We start from the raw sequence: 20,526 nt of genomic DNA on the forward strand, positions 1-20,526 counted from the left end.
AAGCATAAAAAAACCTCCTCTAATATAATGAATTTGAGGAGATTTTATAAAATTCTTACCATTTTGTCCATTGACAAGCGACTTTATCAACAGACTGAAAGCTGTCAAAATGACAGCTTTTTCTTTTGAAATAGGTAAACTTTAATGGTATCTTGATTTATAAAAAACATAGAATAACTACATACCTAAAATTATAAATTAACCTCAAGGGCAAGAGAGCTTGTTAATGAGAAATATGTCCGATAGACAGCTTCTCTAGGACAAAACTTGGTTATTGATCAATCATATGTCTTTGAAAGCTTTTATTTCGGTTCCTCCGTTGAAACATGTAGAATACTGTAAATGACTCCTCTCATTTCTTTTAAACTGCTTAAATCGTTTAAGAAGTAGTACGCATCGTAAAACCATTTTTCCGGGTTATAAATAACGAGATATTCAGTACCCACAATCTTTGGTATTTCTTCATCTATTTTTTCTTTTAGGTTAGTTAAGCTTTCCTGGGGATGGATTTCTCTTGTGATTTGAAAAAGGAATTTATTCTCTTTGATTTTAGGAGTAGTTGTATCAATTAGAGGAATACCGACATTTACGTTCTGCCATCCAAAAGACTTAATGATATTGTCATAAAAACCATCAAACAAGAATTTGTTAAGTCTGCTGCTGTCTTTCCAAAGGTACAAGGGACTATAACTATTTTGCAAATTATCATTCATACCCTTTACGGTTACTAAATAAAGCTTAAATATTAGATCGTCAAATCCGTCTGTTTTATGGCCATTATTTCTTACCCTGTCTTTGATAATATTCATATCATAATCACTTGGTAAGGAAATTTTGTACTGCGTAGCAATCATTATTTTTTCCTCCTTATCCTCATATGGAAAAGAATACCACTTAATTAAAACATAAATGGCTTTTCACAGAAAGTATGTTGATCCCTAGGAGGAGTTCTCTATTTATAATTTTTTAAAAATTCTATTACAAAATAAAGGAGGTATGTTTATATGGTTCAAATAGCCGCGATAATTGTGGCAGTAATATCGAGCGGCATTGCTATCTTTCAAGTCTTACTTTTTTTAGGGTTGCCTTTAGCAGAATATAGTTGGGGTGGCAAATTTCAAGGGGTGTTACCTAAGAAAATGAGAATCATAAGCCTCCCATCAGCAATATTATTAATCCTTTTTGGGTTCATTTTTTTAGTTCATTCTAAAGTTCTTTCAGTAGAATTCTTTTTACCAACTAATATTTTTGTAATACTAATTACTATTTTTATGGGGGCAAATACACTGGGGAATCTAGCTTCAAAAAGTAAAAAAGAGAGAATGCTAATGGCTCCCTTAGCAGGGATGGCATTTTTATCTTGCTTATTTGTACTTTTATATGGTTAATTAAGTCCATCAAACAGAATCAGTTTATTCTTCATCAAAGGGTACTTTAGTTAAATAAAGAACTAAAAAGGAAAACTCACCAATACTGGTAACGGGTCCCTTTTAGGATAGAAAAAACGAATTAATAGCATACAAAATCACACCGTTAAAAAGGAGCACCATTTGATGCTCCTTTTTCAACCTTTGGCGTAAAATTAGGAATGTTATTCGCCGCCATCATCCCCTCCATCATTATTGTCCTCGTTATCAATACCATCGATTAATCCATCATTATCGTTATCATTGAAAAAGTCCTTAATGGTATCTAAAAAGTTTTTGTTCTCAATTTCATTTTCTTGAACATGATAACTACTCATAAAATTTTGTAGTGTAATTACTTGAAGAGCTTGTTGTTTATTTCTCGAAACAAAGTAAAGAAAAGTAATAAAAATAATAAGTATTATCAGAGTCAGAATCACAAACTTAGTCAAAATAGCAACAACTCCTTACTTGTCCTATATTTATGAGTATGAAATTTTTGCGCTTTGATTACAAATTTTTACAGACTCTAAAATAATAAATGCTCTTATGTTAAAAAGGGGTTCCGTTTTACTCGGTTTTTAATCTGCTTGGTGATTAAATACCTAATTAAAAAAGATGTCTTCATTAATCCTCGTTCAGCTTTAATCTTCTGCTTTTGAAATCTATCGCCCGCCAACTTGGTGAACGATAATTACTAAAAGTAATGGTCACTAAATCATAAGGGGGATTATGGGGACCCTCAAATGTAGTTGCCTGAACCTTGACTTTAAAATAGTAGCTTCCTTCTTCCAGCTTCTTGATTTGGAGAATTTGATGGTTATAAAACTGCTTAGGTCTGCCATAATGTTTCTCGATTTCTTTGCTAATTAAAGGAAATAGCGAATTAAGGATTAAGTCATCACGCAATTGTACATCATTTTTTATTACGGTTTTGGCTTGGACAGGAGAGTATGAGAAAAAAGTTAAGAAAGCAATTACTATTAAAAAGTTTTTTATCATATAGAACCTCGCTTATTTTTTCTTATTATGCTTATACATATATTTTAAAATACAATACCTGTTAAATTAGTTACTGAATTAACATATCAATTTTACAGAGGACAATAAGCATTGTGGTGCAAATTATGAGATGGTTTAAATTGCATAAAGCCCATAAACCTTGATTTAACAATAAAAAATACAGACCAAATCGCTATGCGAAATGGTCTGCTAGATGAATTATTATGTTACTGTTTTCTCTCCCTGCGTATAACTAGGGGAGGCTTTTACAATCAACTATTTAGATGGCTGTGTCTTTTGGAATAAAGGAAATAAACGATAACACCGGCAGAAATCCAAATCGTAAAGGAAATCCAGGTTAGCCGGGATAGACTTAATGATAAGTAAATACATAGAAGTGCACTTATAGCTGGAAGTACGGGTACCCATGGGACTCTGAAGGAAGGTTTTAAGTCCGGGTATTTTTTTCTAAGAACTATGATGGAAATAGAAACCAAGGTAAAGGCAGCCAGAGTTCCCATATTCACTAGGTGTGCCAAGGTGGTTAAATCTATAAATCCAGCAATACCAGCAGCTACTAGTCCCGTTAACCAAGTATTTTTATAAGGAGTGCGATATTTATTATGGACACTCGCAAATACCTTAGGCAGCAGGCCATCGCGGCTCATCGCAAATGATAATCTTACCTGGGCATATAAGAGTGCAAAAATAACGGTTGTGATTCCTACGACAGCCCCAACAGAAATAAGGCCAGCAAGACGATCCTGCCCTACAAAGTTAAGAGCAAAAGACACTGGGTCTGCTACATTTAATTTATCGTAGGGCACCATTCCGGTAAGGACAAGTGATACCGCAATATATAAAATGGTGCAAATTGCGAGTGATGCCACAATACCAACAGGCATGTTTCTTTGTGGGTTTTTAACTTCTTCAGATGCCGTTGCAATCACATCAAATCCAATATAGGCAAAGAAAACGGTTGCGGCACTCGTAATGACTCCCTGAAAGCCAAAGGGGAGAAAAGGTGTCCAGTTTTCAGGCTTAACATAGCTAATACCCGTAAAGACAAAAATAAGTATAACTGCTAGTTTAATAAAAACCATTAAATTATTAAAACGAGTACTTTCTTTTGCTCCTCTGCTTACCAAAGCTGTTAGTAACAAAACGATTAATACAGCAGGAAGATTCACGAGTCCTCCCTGATGTGCGGCAGGTGCGGATGTTAGCGAATCAGGAATATGAAGTCCAAAACCTGATATAAAAGACTGGAAATAGGCTGACCAGCCTGTTGCTACGGCTGAAATAGCCAGGACGTATTCCAGCATAAGGTCCCACCCGATTAAAAAAGCGAAAAGCTCGCCTAATGTAGTATAAGTATAGGTGTACACACTTCCTGAAACAGGTACACTTGAGGAAAACTCTGCATAACAAAATGCGGCAAGCGCACATGCAATACCGGCTAAAATAAAAGAAATAATAATAGCGGGGCCTGCTCCTTTAGCCGCCACCACTCCTGTTATGACAAAAATGCCAGTGCCTATTACACAACCAACACCCAGGAAAATTAAATCCAATAGGCTTAATGATCGTTTTAGCTGATTTTGCTGGCTGTTAACCATCATAGAATTAATCGATTTTTTACGAAATATTGAGTTCATGATGTCCTCCTGAAAATGTTGTTGAAAAATTTAAAAAATAACAAAGATAGAAAGACCAAAAGTCTTTCTGAATGGAAACTAAAGAAAGCCCACCAGGATTAGAGGGTGGGTACTTGCCTTACAAAAAAGTAAACATACATTGCATTTAAATTATGGGAAAACTATAGACACTACAATTAAAGCAGGTCTATGTTTTTTTCTCCTTTAAGCTTCTTTTTATCCTCACAAATGCGACAAAGTCCACTATTTCATCAGCTGATAAAGGTTTTTCGTCTATTGAAATTTTAGCATCATTTTTTTCTAATAGATTCGTGATTTCTATACAGCCCTGTTCCTGATCCGTTCTCCCAATTAAAAAATCTACAGTGGTTTCAAATAACTCAGCGATTTGAGATAACGACTGAAGAGAGGGTTCACGGTATCCAGATTCATATCCTGCATAAGTACTTTTCGCCATCCCAAGCTGATCAGCCGTTTCCTGCAGGGACCATTTTCGCTGTTTTCTTAATATCGATAGTTGTTCCAGCATCGTCTTTCTATCTCCGTTTTCTAAATATTTAGCTCATTATAACATAGTAAAAAAAACGAGAAAAGAAAAATGTGCGCGAATTGAATACGAAATGTCTTGAAATTTCGGTGTATAGTTCTATAATAACTTATATAAATACGCGTATTGCGATAATAGTTCCTGTTATGGAGAGGTATCTTATGAAGAAAATACTATTGCTTGCTACTGGTGGTACGATTGCCTCAGTGGAAGGAAATGAAGGACTTGTTCCAGGATTATCTGTTGGAGAATTACTTCATTACATACCAGAATCATCTGAGGATATAAAAATTGACGGTAAAATCTTAATGAATATTGACAGTACGAATATGCAGCCAGAGCACTGGGTTAAAATAGCTGATTCTATTTATACCCATTATAATGAATACGATGGGTTTGTCATTACTCATGGTACTGATACATTAGCTTATACATCTTCTGCTCTATCTTATATGCTACAGGGACTGGAAAAACCAGTAGTGCTAACCGGGTCACAGATTCCGATCAGTTTTAAAAAAACGGATGCAAAGAAAAATGTGGCGGATGCGCTTCGATTTGCCTGTGAAGAAATTGGCGGAGTGTTCGTTGTATTCGATGGCCGAGTGATTCTCGGAACGAGAGCAGTAAAAATGCGTACCAAAAGCTATGATGCCTTTGAAAGTATCAATCATCCATATGTTGCTTATGTGAATAAAAAAGATGTAAAATACCTTTGGAAACCTTCGGGCGAAACAAAAAATCTATCATTAAATACAAATTTGTGTACGGATGTTTTTTTAATGAAATTATATCCTGGTATGAAACCGGAGATTTTTGATTGTCTTAAAGATTTATATAAAGGTATTATTATTGAAAGCTTTGGAAATGGCGGCTTACCTTTTGAAGGCAGAGACCTGGTTTCAAAAGTTCAGGAGCTTACAGAAATGGGAATGGCCGTTATCATAACCACCCAATGCCTGGAAGAAGGAGAAGATTTACTTCTCTATGAAGTTGGACATAAGGTAGCCCAGCTCCCGATTATTTTATCCGGAGATATGAATACGGAAGCACTATTGGCAAAGTTAATGTGGGTTCTTGGACAAACTGATTCAATCGAACAGATTAAAAAAATGATTGAAACTCCTATAGCTGGAGACTTAAACATTAAATCGGACAAAGAAGATTAATAGGAGAGCGATAATATGACAATTACAAAGAATAAAATTCGAATTGAAAAAGATTTTTTAGGATCAAAAGAAGTCCCTGTCGATGCCTATTATGGAGTTCAAACACTACGTGCTGTAGAAAACTTCCCTATTACTGGCTATCGAATTCATACGGAATTAATTAGGGCAATGGCTATGGTTAAAAAGGCAGCTGCAATGGCCAATGCGGATGTTAAACGTCTCTATCCTAGTCTTGCCAATGCCATTGTCCAGGCGGCAGAGGAAATGATTGAAGGTAAGTGGCACGATCAAATTATTGTCGATCCTATCCAGGGTGGGGCAGGTACATCTATTAATATGAATATAAATGAAGTCCTTGCCAACCGTGCAATTGAAATACTTGGGAAAGAAAAAGGGGACTATTCCCTTTGCAGTCCTAACACCCATGTTAATATGTCTCAATCTACAAATGATTCATTTCCAACAGCGATTCATATATCTGTTTTAAACCTTTTGGAAAATTTGTTAGTGACAATGGAAGATATGCATTCAGTTTTTGAAAAAAAGGCTAAGGATTTTAATCATGTGATTAAAATGGGACGCACCCATCTGCAGGATGCCGTACCAATCAGGCTTGGCCAGGAATTTGAAGCATACAGCCGCGTTATAGGACGTGACATTAAGCGTATTAAACAATCAAGACAGCATTTATACGAATTGAACATGGGGGCAACTGCTGTAGGAACCGGATTAAATGCATACCCCCGTTATATTGAATTAGTAGTTAAACATCTAGCTGACATCACCGGTCTGCCGTTAACTGGGGCTGAACATCTTGTGGATGCTACTCAGAATACTGATGCCTATACGGAGGTTTCCGGAGCTTTAAAGGTTTGTATGATGAATATGTCAAAAATCGCAAATGACTTGCGGTTAATGGCTTCAGGCCCGAGGGCAGGTTTAGGTGAAATTACCCTTCCTGCAAGACAGCCTGGTTCATCGATTATGCCTGGAAAAGTTAATCCAGTTATGCCAGAGCTAATTAACCAGGTCGCATTTCAGGTAATTGGCAATGACCATACGATCTGCCTTGCCTCAGAAGCCGGACAGCTTGAACTGAATGTCATGGAGCCAGTCTTAGTATTTAATCTGCTGCAATCGATCAGTATTATGAATAATGCATTTCGTACTTTTACAGATAATTGTGTAGAAGGGATAAAAGCAAACGAAGATAGATTAAAAGAGTATGTAGAAAAGAGTGTTGGGGTCATTACGGCCGTTAACCCGCACATTGGATACGAAATTGCAGCTCGAATTGCAAGGGAAGCTATTTTAAGCGGCAAACCAATAAGGGAACTATGTTTAAAATACGATGTTTTGACAGAAGAGGAACTAAATTTAATCCTCGACCCTTATGAGATGACTCATCCCGGAATCGCAGGCGCTTCTTTATTAGAAAGAGATTAAGAGCGGTTTAATAGCGTTTGGAATAGGGATTAGAAGAATGCAGGCATTAATGGAGGACCTTTAAAAAGGTCCTCTTTTATCCTTAAAAAGTAGAACTAGGAGCATTGCCAAGTAATTCTAATAACTTTGAACACAGATTCCGATAAAAACCTCCATCTTGATAAAAAATACGGGCTTTTTGAATGAAAAAAAGAACTTTTAAATAGAAAAGAATTATTTTTCGATAGAATTTTAGAGTTATTTAAAAGAAATGAAGAACCATATGAAAGAAAAGCAAGATTTTTTAATAGAAATGCACGAAATCGAGAAATGAATGCACGTTTTCAAGCGAGAAATGCACGATTTCAAGGAAGAAATGCACGTTTTCAGGGAAGAAATGCACGTTTTCAAGGAAGAAATGCACGTTTTCAAATAAGGAATGCATAAAAAGATTTCTTAATGCACGCCGAGAATGGCTTTTGCACCGAATCTCTTGTTAATGCACTTTTATCTGTTTGTAGTTTTAGGTCATAATATCCTTCGGGCAGTTTTTTGCCGTATACCCGGAAAAGGGATAAAGTTTCCTATATTATTAAAAAGCTGGACCGTCACTTTCAGCGATAACATAAAGCTCTTGTGTCACCGTATTTTCAAGTACCAAAGCGCCATTTTGCTAAGAGTTTACCCAGTAACTTAAATTATTCTCCCCAATTTAGGACCTCCTATAATCCCTTCTATCTTCTCTTTTTACCCGATAACATCCCTGTGTGCTTCCATGATGCTGTGACCATATCCCACGAATAATGCTAGAAATATAACTAAAACGAGATAGGTTATAAGAACAACCCATTTCGTTTTCGTGTCCGTTTTATAGTAACCTTTCAATCTTTTCAATTCTAATTTGAAATTATTTAAATCAGTAGAAAGCTTTTGCGCATAGTCCTCCATTAAAATTTCAGCATTGTAACTTTTGAGGCTATTTTCCTTTACCTCATATACTTGTCTTTTATATTTTATGAATTCAATATGTTTTTTCAACCTGCGTTTCTGGAAATAGCCCTTACTCTCTAATCTTCTTTCTTCTTGTTGGATTTGAGTTAAAATCCATTCGTTTTCTTCAGGGCTTCCCCAGCCTCCAGAAAGCTCTTCCTCTAAGAAATGAATCTGTGCCAATAAAAGATCGTGATGCAGGATTTGATTTCGTCGATCGAAAAGAGCTGTTATTCCGAATAAAAGGATAAGAAACATAATAATGCTTGGATTAAAGTAAGTGTAGACAGCCATTCCTAAAAGACCTAAAAACCAAATTTTCGGGGATAGGACACCAACAATTCTTCCGCCATCGAGCGGTGAAACTGGAGCCAGATTGAAAAAGTTTAGGAAGGCACCAACAAACATCAACACACCCCAAAGTGGTTCATGTGTTGCCCAATACAATCCGGCAAAGGGAAGGAAGGCGATTGTCCCAAGGATAGGACCGCCGAACGCAATATAGGATTCTACTTTCGCATTGGGAATCTGCCTAGGATCCACGCTAATGACGGCTCCTACAAATGGAATGAAAATCGCAGGTTTAACAGGAAAGCCCTTATTCTTCATGGCGATTAAATGACCCATTTCATGCATGAACAATAAATAGACGAAGCCAACGGCAAATTTCCACCCATACACAAGGGCATAAACACCAACAGAAATGAACATAGAAATTAATGTTTTAAACTTTATAAGCTTTGCAATAAAAGCAAGAAATTTAAGTTTTCCAGCGAAAAAAGTTCCTAAAGCAATCAGGCTTCCCCATACCGTTTTGTTTTGATTTTTGCTTTCCAACCAAACACCCCATTTGTGATATTTATATTTTTATTATAGACTTTCAATCCAATAATTGGGCTTTTTTTCCTTGTGTAAAAAAAGGAATTGTTTAAAATTGCTGTCATGTTATTATGGGTAGGGAGCCTTTCATGATCGAAATCCTCATTGAAGAAAAAACGGTAACAAAGAAAGGTTAATGAAACAGTTTTATCTATGTAAATGCGAAATGGAGTACTGTTATGATTCTTGTGATTGATAATTACGACTCTTTTACCTTTAATCTTGTACAATATATTAAACAATTTGAAAAAGAAGTCTTAGTGGTTAGAAATAATCGAATTGATATAGATGAAATAAAGCGATTAGAACCGGACTATATTTTAATTTCACCGGGTCCAGGCAACCCGGATGAAGCAGGTATATCACTTGAAATAATAAAAGAATTTCATAAGACGATCCCCATTTTGGGAGTCTGTTTAGGGCATCAGACCATTGCTCAATTTTTCGGGGCAAAAATCAAAAAAGCAGCAAGTCCAATGCATGGGAAAGTTTCTTTAATCAATCATGATAAGAGAACGATTTTTAATAAGATCCCCAATCCTGTTTCCGTAACGAGGTACCATTCTTTAATTGTAGATCCTGAAACACTTCCAGATTGTATGGAAGTAAGTGCAGTAACGGATACAAACGAGATTATGGCAATAAGGCATAAAGAATATAAGGTGGAAGGGATGCAATTTCATCCTGAATCTATCATGACGGACTATGGCATGGAGATGTTGAAGCACTTTTTCTTAACGAAGACTTGTGTATGAGATTTTAATATTTAAGGGGTAAGACGGATGGCGAAAAAAGTGATGTTACATTTTGAATTTGCAGATCTTGAAGGAACGATTCAGCCAATAACTTTTGATAATCCAGAGGAAATTATTGTTGCCAGGACGGCTGAAGAGGTAATTCCTTGTTTAATAAGAGTGCAAAATGCAGTAAAATCCGGTTTATATGCAGCAGGCTATCTTACTTATGAGGCCGCACCCGCATTTGATGAGGCTTTTATTGTAAATGATCAAAACAAAATGCCGCTCCTATGGTTTGGATTATTTAAGAAACCCAGTCAGCAAACAATCCCACAAGCAGGCGGCTTTACGGTGGATGAATGGATACCAAACGTGAATATAGAGAATTATCATGCAGGCTTGGATAAAATAAAACAATACATAAAAAATGGGGATACATATCAGGTTAACTATACGCTTCGACTTAACTCCACAATTAAGGGAGATGATTTTGGTTTCTATAAGCAGCTTACGAAAGGGCAAGCCTCTAATTATAGTGCCTATATCTCCACTGAAGAATATAGTATTTTGTCAGCCTCACCGGAACTCTTTTTTCATCTGCGAGATAATAAAATAACAACCCGGCCGATGAAAGGGACTGTACAAAGAGGCAAGACCTTTACCGAGGATTTATCTTATTATGAATGGTTATCTGCTTCGGAAAAAAACCGATCTGAGAACCTTATGATAGTGGATTTATTACGAAATGATTTAGGCGTGATAGCAGAGCCCGGTTCTGTAGAGGTCCCTAAGCTTTTTTCTGTCGAGCAATATCCTACGGTTTACCAAATGACCTCAACCATAACGGCTAATATAGCACCGCAAACTAATTTGGTTGATATTTTTAAAGCTCTTTTTCCATGCGGGTCCATTACAGGGGCACCCAAGATTAATACGATGAAGTTTATTTCAGAATTAGAAAAGGGTCCACGGGAGGTTTATTGCGGGGCAATAGGATATATCACTCCGGATATGGAAGCTATTTTTAATGTGCCTATTCGAACGGTTATTCTGGATAAGGCAACCGGAAAAGCAGAATACGGTGTAGGCGGAGGGATAACCTGGGATTCTTCCAAGGAAGAAGAATACGCTGAGATTTTAACAAAAGCAAAGGTATTACAACAAAACAGACCAGACTTTGATTTATTGGAAAGTTTAAGTCTCAAGAATGGGAAATACTTTTTGCTCGAGGAACATCTGGAGCGTTTACAAAGGTCAGCTAATTATTTCAATTTTGAAATTGATATCCAATCTATTTTCGAGGAGCTGCAAAATTACGCTTCACCCAACTTGAATACAGAACAAAAGGTGAGACTGCTTGTTTCTCAAACCGGTAAAGTATTAATTGAGGGAGCAGATATTACTCCTTTGCCTGAACCGGTTTCGGTGAAAATTGCAGATAAAGCAATTTCAAAGGAAGAACTATTTCTTTATCATAAAACAACAAACAGGCAGGTATATTCCCCTATTAAGGATCGTTTTCCAGAAGTGTTCGATGTACTTTTATGGAATGAAGAGAGGGAACTTACAGAGTTTACAATAGGGAATCTGGTAGTTGAGTTGGAGGGAAAGTTATATACTCCTGGAATAGAAAGCGGGTTGCTTCCGGGGACTTTTCGAAAATACTTACTAGATAATAAAATAATCATGGAGCGGAAAATAACCTTAGATGATTTAAAAAATTGCTCTAATGCTTGGCTGATCAATAGTGTAAGAATGTGGGTGAAGGTGGAATTTGTTTAAGGATTTTGAGCACTTGAAGGTCTTTGAAGATCCACTTGTAAGTAAAAAGGTCGTTGATCCGGCTGCTACAGAACAAATCGAGGTTCATGGATAAGAAAGTGTCCTTGATTTCAAATAACATGACCTTTGGACGATCTTTTTTACTAAGTTCATGATTTTCCATTAAAATTTAAGCAAGGTTATTGATATACTGTATGTATCAATAGTATAGGAAAGAGGATTCACATGGAGCTTTTGAAAGGTTTTTTTAAAGACAATGGAGTTAAAAAGGTAATTGCCTTGGTTTTGTTGGTAATTGTTTTGTACAGTATTCGAGGTTTGTTGAATTTATTGTTATTGACCTTTATTTTTTCGTATCTCTTTAACAGTCTTCAACAAGTTTTCCACAAAACCATATCAAAAGTGGTACCGGTCAAAGAAAAATTGATTACCATTTTGATGTATGCTGTTATTCTATTTGCCATCATCTTCGGTCTGACACGATATATTACACGTTCAGCAAAGGAATTAAGCGGAATAGCCCAAAATATAGCATCATTTAATATCGACAAATATACGAATCAACTAAATCCAAGAATTGAAGCATTTTTAAAAGACATAAATTTGGAATCGTATGCAAAAGAAGCTGTCACATCAATTATTCATGCGATCCCGCATGTCAGTGAATTCAGTCTCCAGTTGGTATTGGCTTTTCTTTTAAGCTTTTTCTTATTAATCGGTAAAAAAGAGATAGTGGATTTTTGCAAAAAACTAGAAACAAGTAATGTCCATTTTTTCTATTCCTATTACAAGTATTTAGGGATGAATTTTGCCAATACCTTTGGCCGGGTTCTCCAACTGCAAATTCTTATTTCCCTCATTAATGCTATTTTATCGATCATCGGTTTAACAATACTTGGATTTCATCAGGTGATTGGTCTTGGTGTTATGATGTTTATTTTGGGATTGATTCCAGTAGTCGGAGCCATCATTTCTTTTGTACCGCTTGCTATTATTGCATTTACAATCGGCGGCATACCAAAAGTCATATCGGTAGTAATTCTAATTTTGATTCTCCACGCCTTGGAGAGCTATGTACTCAATCCGAAATTAATGTCACAAGCAACTAAACTTCCTATATTCCTGGCATTTTTAACCTTAATTATTTCTGAGCATTATTTAGGGGTATGGGGAATGTTATTAGGGATTCCTTTGCTAATGTTTTTATTAGACCTTTTCAATGTAGAGACCAAAGAAATTTGACCGCTCAATTTGGGCGGTTTTTTTAGTTTAAACAGGAACAAAATAATTTTATACTCCATATGTTGAATCTAAAATTATGCTGTGGTATAGTAATACAGTATTAAAAGTGACCAAAAAACTAAAATAGTCAATTTTGATTTCTGAGGTGAAATGATGGCAGTAGATCGCAGAAAGTTAATTGTGGAGGCCGCTGAAAAGTCCTTTTCTATGTTTGGTTATAAAGCGACAACGATGGATCATGTCGCAAAACTAGCTAGTGTAGGCAAGGGCACGATATATACCTTTTTTAAAAACAAGGAAGAGTTATTTGCTGAAATTGCTTCTTCCTTAGTAAAGGAAATGAAAGCGGAGGCGGAGGCTGTGATTCAGCCAGGACTGCCATTTACGGAAAATGTCCATCATGCATTATTTAGGATGCTTGAGTTCCGCTCGCAGCATCTGCTAATGATCAAACTAATCCAGGAAGAGAAAGAGATGGGGACATTAGCGGTTACGGAAATGCTGCAGCATATAGAGAATGAAATTATTGCTTATATTCAGCATAAACTAGAAGGTGTAAATCATACGATTTCGCAGACTGACCTGGAGATAACGAGTTTTCTGCTGTTTAAGCTATACATTGCTTTAGTATCAGATTGGGAAAAGAGTCACGAAGCTTTAAGTTCCGAAAAAATCGCAGAAATTATGAAGGTATTTTTACTAACACGACTTTCGGATTAGAGTTTTTTTAGAGTAAAATGACTAAATGAGAATTTTAGTCAATTCAATGACAACAAGAAAATCAATGAGGTGAATAACATGAATGCTTTCGCATCGATAAAAAGTGAATTTATGAGAATTTTTCGCACGCGGAAGTTGCTAATTGCCATTATCGGTGTAATGACGATTCCGGTGCTTTACAGTGGAACTTACTTATGGGCTTTTTGGAATCCATATGCCCATTTGGACAGAATGCCCGTTGCCATTGTAAATAATGACCAGGGTGCCGTTTACAATAGCAAACAGTTAAAGATTGGCGACGATTTAGTTAAGAATTTAAAAAAGAAAGAAACCTTTAATTGGGAGTTTGTCAGCAAAAGCAAGGCAAAACAGGGCCTGAAAAATCAGGATTATTATTTAGAAATTGAAATCCCTGAAGATTTTTCAAAAAATGCAACGACGCTGCAAAGTGATCAACCTAAAAAACTCAATTTAATCTATACAGTTAATGAAGGTAACAACTACTTATCATCAAAAATTGGTGATTCAGCCATTGAAAAAATAAAAGAAGAAGTTTCGGGCTCTGTAACGAAAACATACGCTGAGTCCATGTTCAATTCATTAAAAGATGTAGCAGAAGGGCTCAATAAGGCGAGTAACGGAGCCGGAGAACTTCACAAAGGCATTACCGATGCAAAAGATGGTGCCAATAGTTTAACAGAAGGAATTAAAACAGCAGGAAACGGCACAACCAAATTAGAGAACGGGGCAAAGTCGGTTAATTCCGGTGCCAAGACGTTAGAACAAAACCTTGAGGTTCTAGCAGAAAAATCAGTTGCTTTCTCTAAAGGCGTTGATTCTGCGTCCTCTGGTTCGCAACAGCTTCAAAGCGGACTTCAGCAATTCAGCACAGGCCTGGGGCAAATGAAAGAGGCGAACGCTAAGCTGTTAGCAGGTGCAACGCAATCGGAGGCTGGAACTAAGCAATTATCTGATGGCCTAGCTTCAGCCGCGGAAAATATGCCAAATCTGCAAAAGGGTTCTCAACAGCTTTCGGATGGATCTTCAGCGCTCTCTTCTTCCATAGGAGAATGGAAGAACGGGGCAGATCAAACCAATGCCGGTGCTGTTTCCGTCAGCCAAGGTCTGGAGCAGCTGCTCGGCAAAGTAAGCCAGATGGAGGAAAATACAAACGATCCACAGGCAAAGCAAGAATTGAAAGCTATAGAGGATAAACTGACAACATTATCACAGGGAAGCCAGCAGGTAGCTGGGGGTGTTGGTGCATTAGCAAGCAACGCTTCGAAAATTAAGCAAGGCTCGGATTCATTAGCTACTGGTGCTGTTCAGTTAAATCAAGGCCAACAAAAGTTCGCCGATGGAATTAACCAATTATCTGGCGGTGCTAATAAGCTGACAGGTGGGCAGGAACAATTAAAGCAGGGGCTTACCCTATTTGGTTCCAAGCTTGATGAAGCACAAAAAGGATTTAGCCAAATTGAAAACGGCAGCAGTTCCCTAACTTCAGGGTTAGGTCAATTAGCTTCCGGCTCTGCTTTAATGCAAAACGGAACCAATAAGCTTGCACAAGGATCAAAACAACTGACAGAAGGTACTACTACACTTTATAAAGGTCAAAGTGAATTAAATAACGGTATGACTAGTCTGGCGAATGGTTCAAGCGAGTTATCCAATGGAATGAATAAGCTTTCCGATGGCTCGAAGCAATTGAGCGATCAGTTGGGAAGCGGGGCTAAAGATGCCGGTGATGTAAAAGCTAATAATCATGTTTATGACATGTTTGCAAAGCCAGTAAATGTTGAGGATAAAAAGATGAACCATGTTCCAACCTATGGAACAGGACTGGCACCTTATTTCTTGTCATTAAGTCTATTTGTAGGTGCGCTTATGCTCTCTGTTATTTTTCCAATGTTTGACCCGGCCTCAAAACCGAAGAGCGGATTCAGCTGGTTTATGGGGAAAGTTGGGGTTATTTTAGCAGTGGGAATTGGTCAGGCGCTATTAGTAGATGCTATCATGCTGTTGGGTCTTGGACTCGAAGTAAAGAGTGTTCCATATTTTATTATGCTAAGTATTTTTACAAGCTGGACATTCCTAGCGATTGTTCAATTCCTTGTTACTGTGCTTGATAATCCGGGACGTTTCCTGGCCGTAATTATCTTGATCCTTCAATTAACAGGCAGCGCAGGAACTTATCCAATTGAACTAAGTCCTAAATTCCTGCAAGACATTATGCATTACCTGCCAATGACTTATACGATATCTGGTTTTAGGTCTGTTATTTCTACGGGAGACTTTAGTTTTATGTGGAATAACATCGGCCATATAGCGATTTTTTTCGTTTTATTCCTGGCGGCTACTTTGACTTTCTTTATAGCCAAATTCAAGCGTCAGCCTAATATACAGGTGCAAGAAGCATAGAAGAAGGACGGACCTATTAAAGGTCCGCCTTTTTTTGGTTAATCAGCGTACAATGTCAAATACTTTATAAAAAATATAAAGCTTTTTACCATACCTGGATTCTTAGTAAAAATGGAAATTGAGGTTACATTAATATTCTGGAGGTGATAATTAATGGCAGGCAACAAAAAGGAAAACAGGTCAAGCAATCAAGAAATACGTGAAAATCAAGCTGAAGCATCTCGAAACCAGGCTGGGTCTTCAGGAAAATATGGAACTGAATTTGCCAGTGTAGATAACAAAGTAACTAAAAAAATCGAACCATAAAAAAGGGACCCTATATGGGTGTCCGTATTCTTGGAACTTCTGATTGATGGGAATCAGTCTATTCTCATGCATTTTTATTCCTCTTTATTTTAATAAAAAATAAGAACGACAGAAACTATTCATTTTTGCCTTTATTTTGTATGGATACATGTTTAGGCCGTTCTGGATAGGAACCCTTTTCTGAATCATTAGGACCGGTTAGATCATTTCTTTTATCCAATACTTTACCTGTATACTCAATAGGATTTTTATTACTCACCACAATCACCTCCCTTATTAGGATGACTGAAAATGAATGATACATAACAGGTAATTATTCCTTATACAGTCACAGTTAAAAGTAGGGGCTTAAGACAATCTTAGAATAAGAGAGTACTAATATATACTCTTGCATCTCTAATATAAATCTCTGAAAAGGGCGGATAAACTCGGTCAAAATCACACAACTAAAAATTTATTAAAATCTAATTTCACTACCCAAAAGGGTAGTTGCTCGCGTTTTAGTCATTAAAATACTTAAATACATAACTAAACCTTTACCTTGTAGAAACAAGTGTCAGCTATCGAGAGCGGTAAATAAATGAATTGCTGGTAAAATACAATGACTTTACCAAAATCGTCATATTGACCAAAAATGTAGAAATCATGGAAAATGATTATGTCTTTATCAAACATCTGGGGGAATTACTACATGAGGTTCATTTATTCATTACTGGCATCATGTCTCGTGCTGACCATGCTGCCTAATTTTACTTGGGCTGACAGTCAACCGCAAGACTGGCAAATGCACGCAGGAGATCAGGGAAACACTAATTATTCAGCTGCCTCTCTTCCTGTTGATTTAACCCTAAAGAAGGAACCATTTAACAATGCGTCTTCTCTTTTTACGGTAAACCAAAATCAGCTGTATTCTGCTGAAAGGATAGAGAAAAAAATTCTATCGGCTACAGACCTGGATACCAATAAAGAAAAATGGGATTTTTCAACGGACAATAAAGATGCATTTCTTGATATGGTTTCAAAGGATAGTATTGTATTTGCATCAACCATGAATAAACTTTATGCCATTCAAGATAATGGAAGTGCTCCACAAACGCTTTGGGCCATCGATACATTCGCGAATCGTTTGTTAGTGGACCAAAACAAATTGATTTATTACACACGGAACAGCGATGACACTATTGAAGCAATTGCTGCAGTTGATACAAAAACGGGCGCAAAAAAATGGAATTATACTCTGAAGACAAATGAAAAAGTTTCAGGCGTTTTGACTGCCGGCGGTAATCGCCTGTATGCCATTATCCGGAATCCTGTTACAATGACAACGAAAGTTTATGCATTTGATATTTCTTCAGGTATCGTTCAATGGACACTAGACCTAGATCCAAATGCGGCCATGTACGGTAATTTAGTGTATAAAGATGAGCAGCTTTTCTTAGAAACAAAAAACACTACAAGAAACATTTTGGCATTCGATGCATTAACAGGAAAAACGCTATGGAAATACAATGCAGCCGGAACGTTTACACAACCTCTATCTGTTACAAGTGATTCCGTTATTGTTATGGATAATACCAACCTGATTGCGATTGATAAAAATTCAGGGGTACAAAAATGGAAGACGATGTATGCGGATCAATTTGTAGCTGGAGGACTTCAGACAGTGACAGGATCAAGGGGAATGGTAGTAGCCTCTGACAAAATCATTGTGGAGAATCATAACAAACTTAATTTCTTTAATGCAGCAACTGGACAGTTGATTTCTAAAACCATTGAGCTTTCAACACCTACTGGCGGAGTAGGGGTAAGACCTATTGGTGTTATAAACGATACCCTGTTTGTAACGGAATCAAATGGTTGTCTCTATACTTATTCAGTGCCTAAGCCAAGCCAGGCTGACACTGAAAAGCCAACTGCATCCATTGATTTGGCAGCGGCCAACCAGTTTTCTGTTCAGGATGGTAAAAACCAAATTAAAATACCGGTTACGATAAGTGAAGAGGCCGACATGGACGTTACCGTAGTCGATCAAACCGGTCTACCAGTTCGCACCATAGGCTGGGACCGTCATTTGAAAGGAACCTCCTATTTTTACTGGGACGGTAAAGATAGCCGGGGCTTTAATGTAACCCGCGGAAATTACTATATCATTGTAAAGCTTACAGATCTTTCAGGAAATAAAAATGAATATGTGGCGAATGATAAGTTAATCAATATGACAGAAGGTTTTGGTTTAACAGTAAAAAATGCTAACCTCAGGTCAGATGCGAATACACTAAGTACGGTCTTAAGGACAATCCCGGTTGGTTCTGAAGTGACCGTTACCGGCGAAACTGGTGACTGGTACCAAGTGGAATATCGAATTGTCAGTGCTGTGCTAAAAGGGTATGTATCAAAGCCATTGATCAATGTTCCATCGAATCAGCAAATAAGTAATATAGTAGCTGGGAAAACAAGGATTAACGCTAATGTAAGAAATTTTGCAGGAACACAATATGATACGAAAAAAATTCTACCGGCAGGTACCGATGTAAGCATTGTTTCGGCAATCGGCGATTGGTATGTTGTTGAATATCAGAAAGATAGCTATTATAGGGATCAAGGATATGTCGCAAAATACTTGATTACTTTGCCAACATCAACAAGCATGGTTTACACGGTTATTTCTGGTGATACTTTATGGAAGATTGCCCAAAAGAATGGGGTAACCATCGACTCCATTGTAAAAGCAAATAATCTTGACCCGGCAAAACCGTTATACATTGGGCATAAATTAACGATAGTTAAATAGTTTAAAAGGTTCGGATTAGGAGTATAAATTCTTAATTATCTTTTCAACTTTTAGGTTCAAATCGCATATGATTTGAACCCTTTTTTTGTTTTAAAATAAAAATTACAACAAAATCTTTTTAACCTTCCTGCTTCTGTGACCTTTGTCAAATTTATTACGATAACTTGTTGAACCAACAGAATGAATAGATACGGGTGAAAGCAATCGGAAAAATTTGGATCAAACTGGTTATGGATATTCGTTTTTCTTTTTCCCAAAAATAAGATTGAGATATGAATCAATAAGAAAGGAAAATAAAAATGAATATAAAAGGCTGGTTTACTTTAGGGTTGATGTTACTGATTCTGCAAATGAATAGTTTATCTGCATTTGCAGCGAACAATCCTAGGAATACTTATGAAGTAAAACAAGGAGATACTTTATGGAAAGTTGCAAGCGCATATGAAACCAATGTAAATGATCTCACCCTGATAAATGGATTACAACAGCCCAATTTACTTCTTGTAGGTCAAAAATTGCGAGTGCCCATAATGTATGAAGTTAGGGCAGGGGATACACTGTGGAAACTTTCACAGGCATATAACTCGTCTGTCCAATTAATAAAAACCGCAAATCGTTTAAATTCGGATCTCTTAAATGTAGGTCAAAAGCTGAAAATTAATCCAACAAAGCTAACAATGAGTGGGGAATTTGTGTTGATGACACGAGAGCAATTTAGGGACTGGTTGTTTAATCAAAAAATCACAAGAAAAATTACTTTTTTCCAAGAACATCACACATATTCACCTTCATATAAAAACTTTAATGCTTCAAATCATTTTACATTGATGAATTCAATGAAGGATTACCATGTAAATCAAATGGGATGGTCGGATATCAGCCAGCAGTTAACAGTGTTTCCTGATGGGAAAGTAGTGGCGGGCAGACCATTTAATACCCCTCCTCAAGGTTCGTTTGGGCTTGTCAATAAATCTGTAACACCTTCCATTGAAGCAACAGCTGTTGCAATTGAAAATGTTGGGAATTTTGATGTAGGAAATGATCAAATGTCTCCGGAACAAAGGCAAACCATCATTACAGTTGCCGCCTTGCTTTGTATTAAATTTGGGCTAACTCCTTCGATTGATAGTATTCAGTACCACCATTGGTGGGATATGAATACTGGTGAAAGAGTATTAGATAACAATAAGGGACATGCTGTGAAAACATGTCCAGGCACGGGATTTTTCGGTGGGAATAGCACATTGGATGCAAAAAATAATTTTTATACTCTTGTAAGACAGAAAATGCAAGAAATTTTAGCTGCGATGTAGAAATATAAAACCCGCATAATTTATGCGGGTTTTATTTGCAATACCTTCTAAAAGGTTTCAATAATTTTTGTCCAATATTTAGGTGTGAATCATGGTTGAGTTAATAAAATAAAGAGGCGCTAAAGTTTTTTCAAGGCCATT

18 protein-coding genes are annotated in these 20,526 nt (G+C 36.8%); 11 read left to right on the plus strand and 7 right to left on the minus strand.

Features of this window, described 5'->3' with window-relative positions:
- Window positions 1–302: 302 nt before the first annotated feature.
- On the minus strand, window positions 303–854 hold the full coding sequence (locus AC3WR0_RS18185) for a DUF4865 family protein (protein WP_492553635.1): 552 nt from the start codon (window positions 852–854) through the stop codon (window positions 303–305).
- Window positions 855–1,004: 150 nt separating this feature from the next.
- On the opposite strand from AC3WR0_RS18185, the gene AC3WR0_RS18190 reads away from it, so the two are divergent.
- On the plus strand, window positions 1,005–1,388 hold the full coding sequence (locus AC3WR0_RS18190; protein ID WP_492553636.1) for a hypothetical protein: 384 nt from the start codon (window positions 1,005–1,007) through the stop codon (window positions 1,386–1,388).
- A gap of 203 nt (window positions 1,389–1,591) precedes the next feature.
- Here AC3WR0_RS18190 and AC3WR0_RS18195 read toward each other — a convergent pair whose 3' ends face one another.
- The 4 genes from AC3WR0_RS18195 to AC3WR0_RS18210 form a co-directional block, all read right to left on the minus strand.
- Complete coding sequence (locus AC3WR0_RS18195; RefSeq protein ID WP_492553637.1) at window positions 1,592–1,858, minus strand: hypothetical protein; 267 nt, start codon at window positions 1,856–1,858, stop codon at window positions 1,592–1,594.
- Between the two features lie 175 nt (window positions 1,859–2,033).
- On the minus strand, window positions 2,034–2,408 hold the full coding sequence (locus AC3WR0_RS18200) for a DUF3888 domain-containing protein (protein WP_492553638.1): 375 nt from the start codon (window positions 2,406–2,408) through the stop codon (window positions 2,034–2,036).
- A gap of 272 nt (window positions 2,409–2,680) precedes the next feature.
- On the minus strand, window positions 2,681–4,066 hold the full coding sequence (gene bcaP, locus AC3WR0_RS18205) for a branched-chain amino acid transporter BcaP (protein ID WP_492553639.1): 1,386 nt from the start codon (window positions 4,064–4,066) through the stop codon (window positions 2,681–2,683).
- 187 nt (window positions 4,067–4,253) lie between these two features.
- Window positions 4,254–4,595 carry a helix-turn-helix domain-containing protein gene (locus AC3WR0_RS18210; protein WP_492553640.1) on the minus strand — a complete coding sequence of 114 codons (342 nt, stop codon included), beginning with the start codon at window positions 4,593–4,595 and terminating at the stop codon, window positions 4,254–4,256.
- A 179-nt stretch (window positions 4,596–4,774) separates the two neighbouring features.
- Here AC3WR0_RS18210 and AC3WR0_RS18215 point away from each other — a divergent pair, with 179 nt between their 5' ends.
- Window positions 4,775–5,779 carry an asparaginase gene (locus AC3WR0_RS18215; RefSeq protein WP_492553641.1) on the plus strand — a complete coding sequence of 335 codons (1,005 nt, stop codon included), beginning with the start codon at window positions 4,775–4,777 and terminating at the stop codon, window positions 5,777–5,779.
- A 15-nt stretch (window positions 5,780–5,794) separates the two neighbouring features.
- Complete coding sequence (aspA, locus tag AC3WR0_RS18220; protein WP_492553642.1) at window positions 5,795–7,225, plus strand: aspartate ammonia-lyase; 1,431 nt, start codon at window positions 5,795–5,797, stop codon at window positions 7,223–7,225.
- A gap of 726 nt (window positions 7,226–7,951) precedes the next feature.
- Here aspA and AC3WR0_RS18225 read toward each other — a convergent pair.
- A complete protein-coding gene (locus tag AC3WR0_RS18225; RefSeq protein WP_492553643.1) occupies window positions 7,952–9,031 on the minus strand; it encodes a site-2 protease family protein in 1,080 nt (359 codons plus the stop codon).
- Window positions 9,032–9,252: 221 nt separating this feature from the next.
- Between AC3WR0_RS18225 and AC3WR0_RS18230 the strand changes: the two genes are divergently transcribed.
- The 6 genes from AC3WR0_RS18230 to AC3WR0_RS18255 all read left to right on the plus strand — a co-directional run bounded on the left by AC3WR0_RS18230 (window position 9,253) and on the right by AC3WR0_RS18255 (window position 16,281).
- Window positions 9,253–9,828, plus strand: a complete 576-nt coding sequence (locus AC3WR0_RS18230) for an anthranilate synthase component II (protein ID WP_492553644.1) — start codon at window positions 9,253–9,255, stop codon at window positions 9,826–9,828.
- Window positions 9,829–9,855: 27 nt separating this feature from the next.
- Window positions 9,856–11,592, plus strand: a complete 1,737-nt coding sequence (pabB, locus tag AC3WR0_RS18235; protein WP_492553645.1) for an aminodeoxychorismate synthase component I — start codon at window positions 9,856–9,858, stop codon at window positions 11,590–11,592.
- A 225-nt stretch (window positions 11,593–11,817) separates the two neighbouring features.
- On the plus strand, window positions 11,818–12,834 hold the full coding sequence (locus AC3WR0_RS18240) for an AI-2E family transporter (protein ID WP_492553646.1): 1,017 nt from the start codon (window positions 11,818–11,820) through the stop codon (window positions 12,832–12,834).
- Window positions 12,835–12,987: 153 nt separating this feature from the next.
- Window positions 12,988–13,554, plus strand: a complete 567-nt coding sequence (locus AC3WR0_RS18245) for a TetR/AcrR family transcriptional regulator (protein WP_492553711.1) — start codon at window positions 12,988–12,990, stop codon at window positions 13,552–13,554.
- A 78-nt stretch (window positions 13,555–13,632) separates the two neighbouring features.
- Window positions 13,633–15,975, plus strand: coding sequence for a YhgE/Pip family protein (locus tag AC3WR0_RS18250; protein WP_492553647.1), 2,343 nt, complete (start codon window positions 13,633–13,635; stop codon window positions 15,973–15,975).
- A 153-nt stretch (window positions 15,976–16,128) separates the two neighbouring features.
- Window positions 16,129–16,281: a hypothetical protein gene (locus tag AC3WR0_RS18255; RefSeq protein ID WP_492553648.1), complete on the plus strand. Its 153-nt coding sequence runs from the start codon at window positions 16,129–16,131 to the stop codon at window positions 16,279–16,281.
- A 115-nt stretch (window positions 16,282–16,396) separates the two neighbouring features.
- Here the strand turns inward: AC3WR0_RS18255 and AC3WR0_RS18260 are convergent, their stop codons facing one another.
- On the minus strand, window positions 16,397–16,540 hold the full coding sequence (locus AC3WR0_RS18260; RefSeq protein ID WP_492553649.1) for a hypothetical protein: 144 nt from the start codon (window positions 16,538–16,540) through the stop codon (window positions 16,397–16,399).
- Between the two features lie 432 nt (window positions 16,541–16,972).
- Here AC3WR0_RS18260 and AC3WR0_RS18265 point away from each other — a divergent pair, with 432 nt between their 5' ends.
- Both AC3WR0_RS18265 and AC3WR0_RS18270 read left to right on the plus strand, forming a co-directional pair.
- Window positions 16,973–19,072 (plus strand): outer membrane protein assembly factor BamB family protein, encoded by a 2,100-nt coding sequence (locus AC3WR0_RS18265; protein ID WP_492553650.1) that lies wholly within the window; start codon window positions 16,973–16,975, stop codon window positions 19,070–19,072.
- A gap of 299 nt (window positions 19,073–19,371) precedes the next feature.
- The gene (locus AC3WR0_RS18270; protein ID WP_492553651.1) at window positions 19,372–20,385 is read left to right on the plus strand and encodes a LysM peptidoglycan-binding domain-containing protein; all 1,014 of its coding nucleotides are present in this window, start codon (window positions 19,372–19,374) and stop codon (window positions 20,383–20,385) included.
- The last annotated feature ends 141 nt before the right edge of the window (window positions 20,386–20,526 follow it).

The sequence above is a fragment of the Neobacillus sp. FW104-15D2 genome (assembly GCF_058790155.1).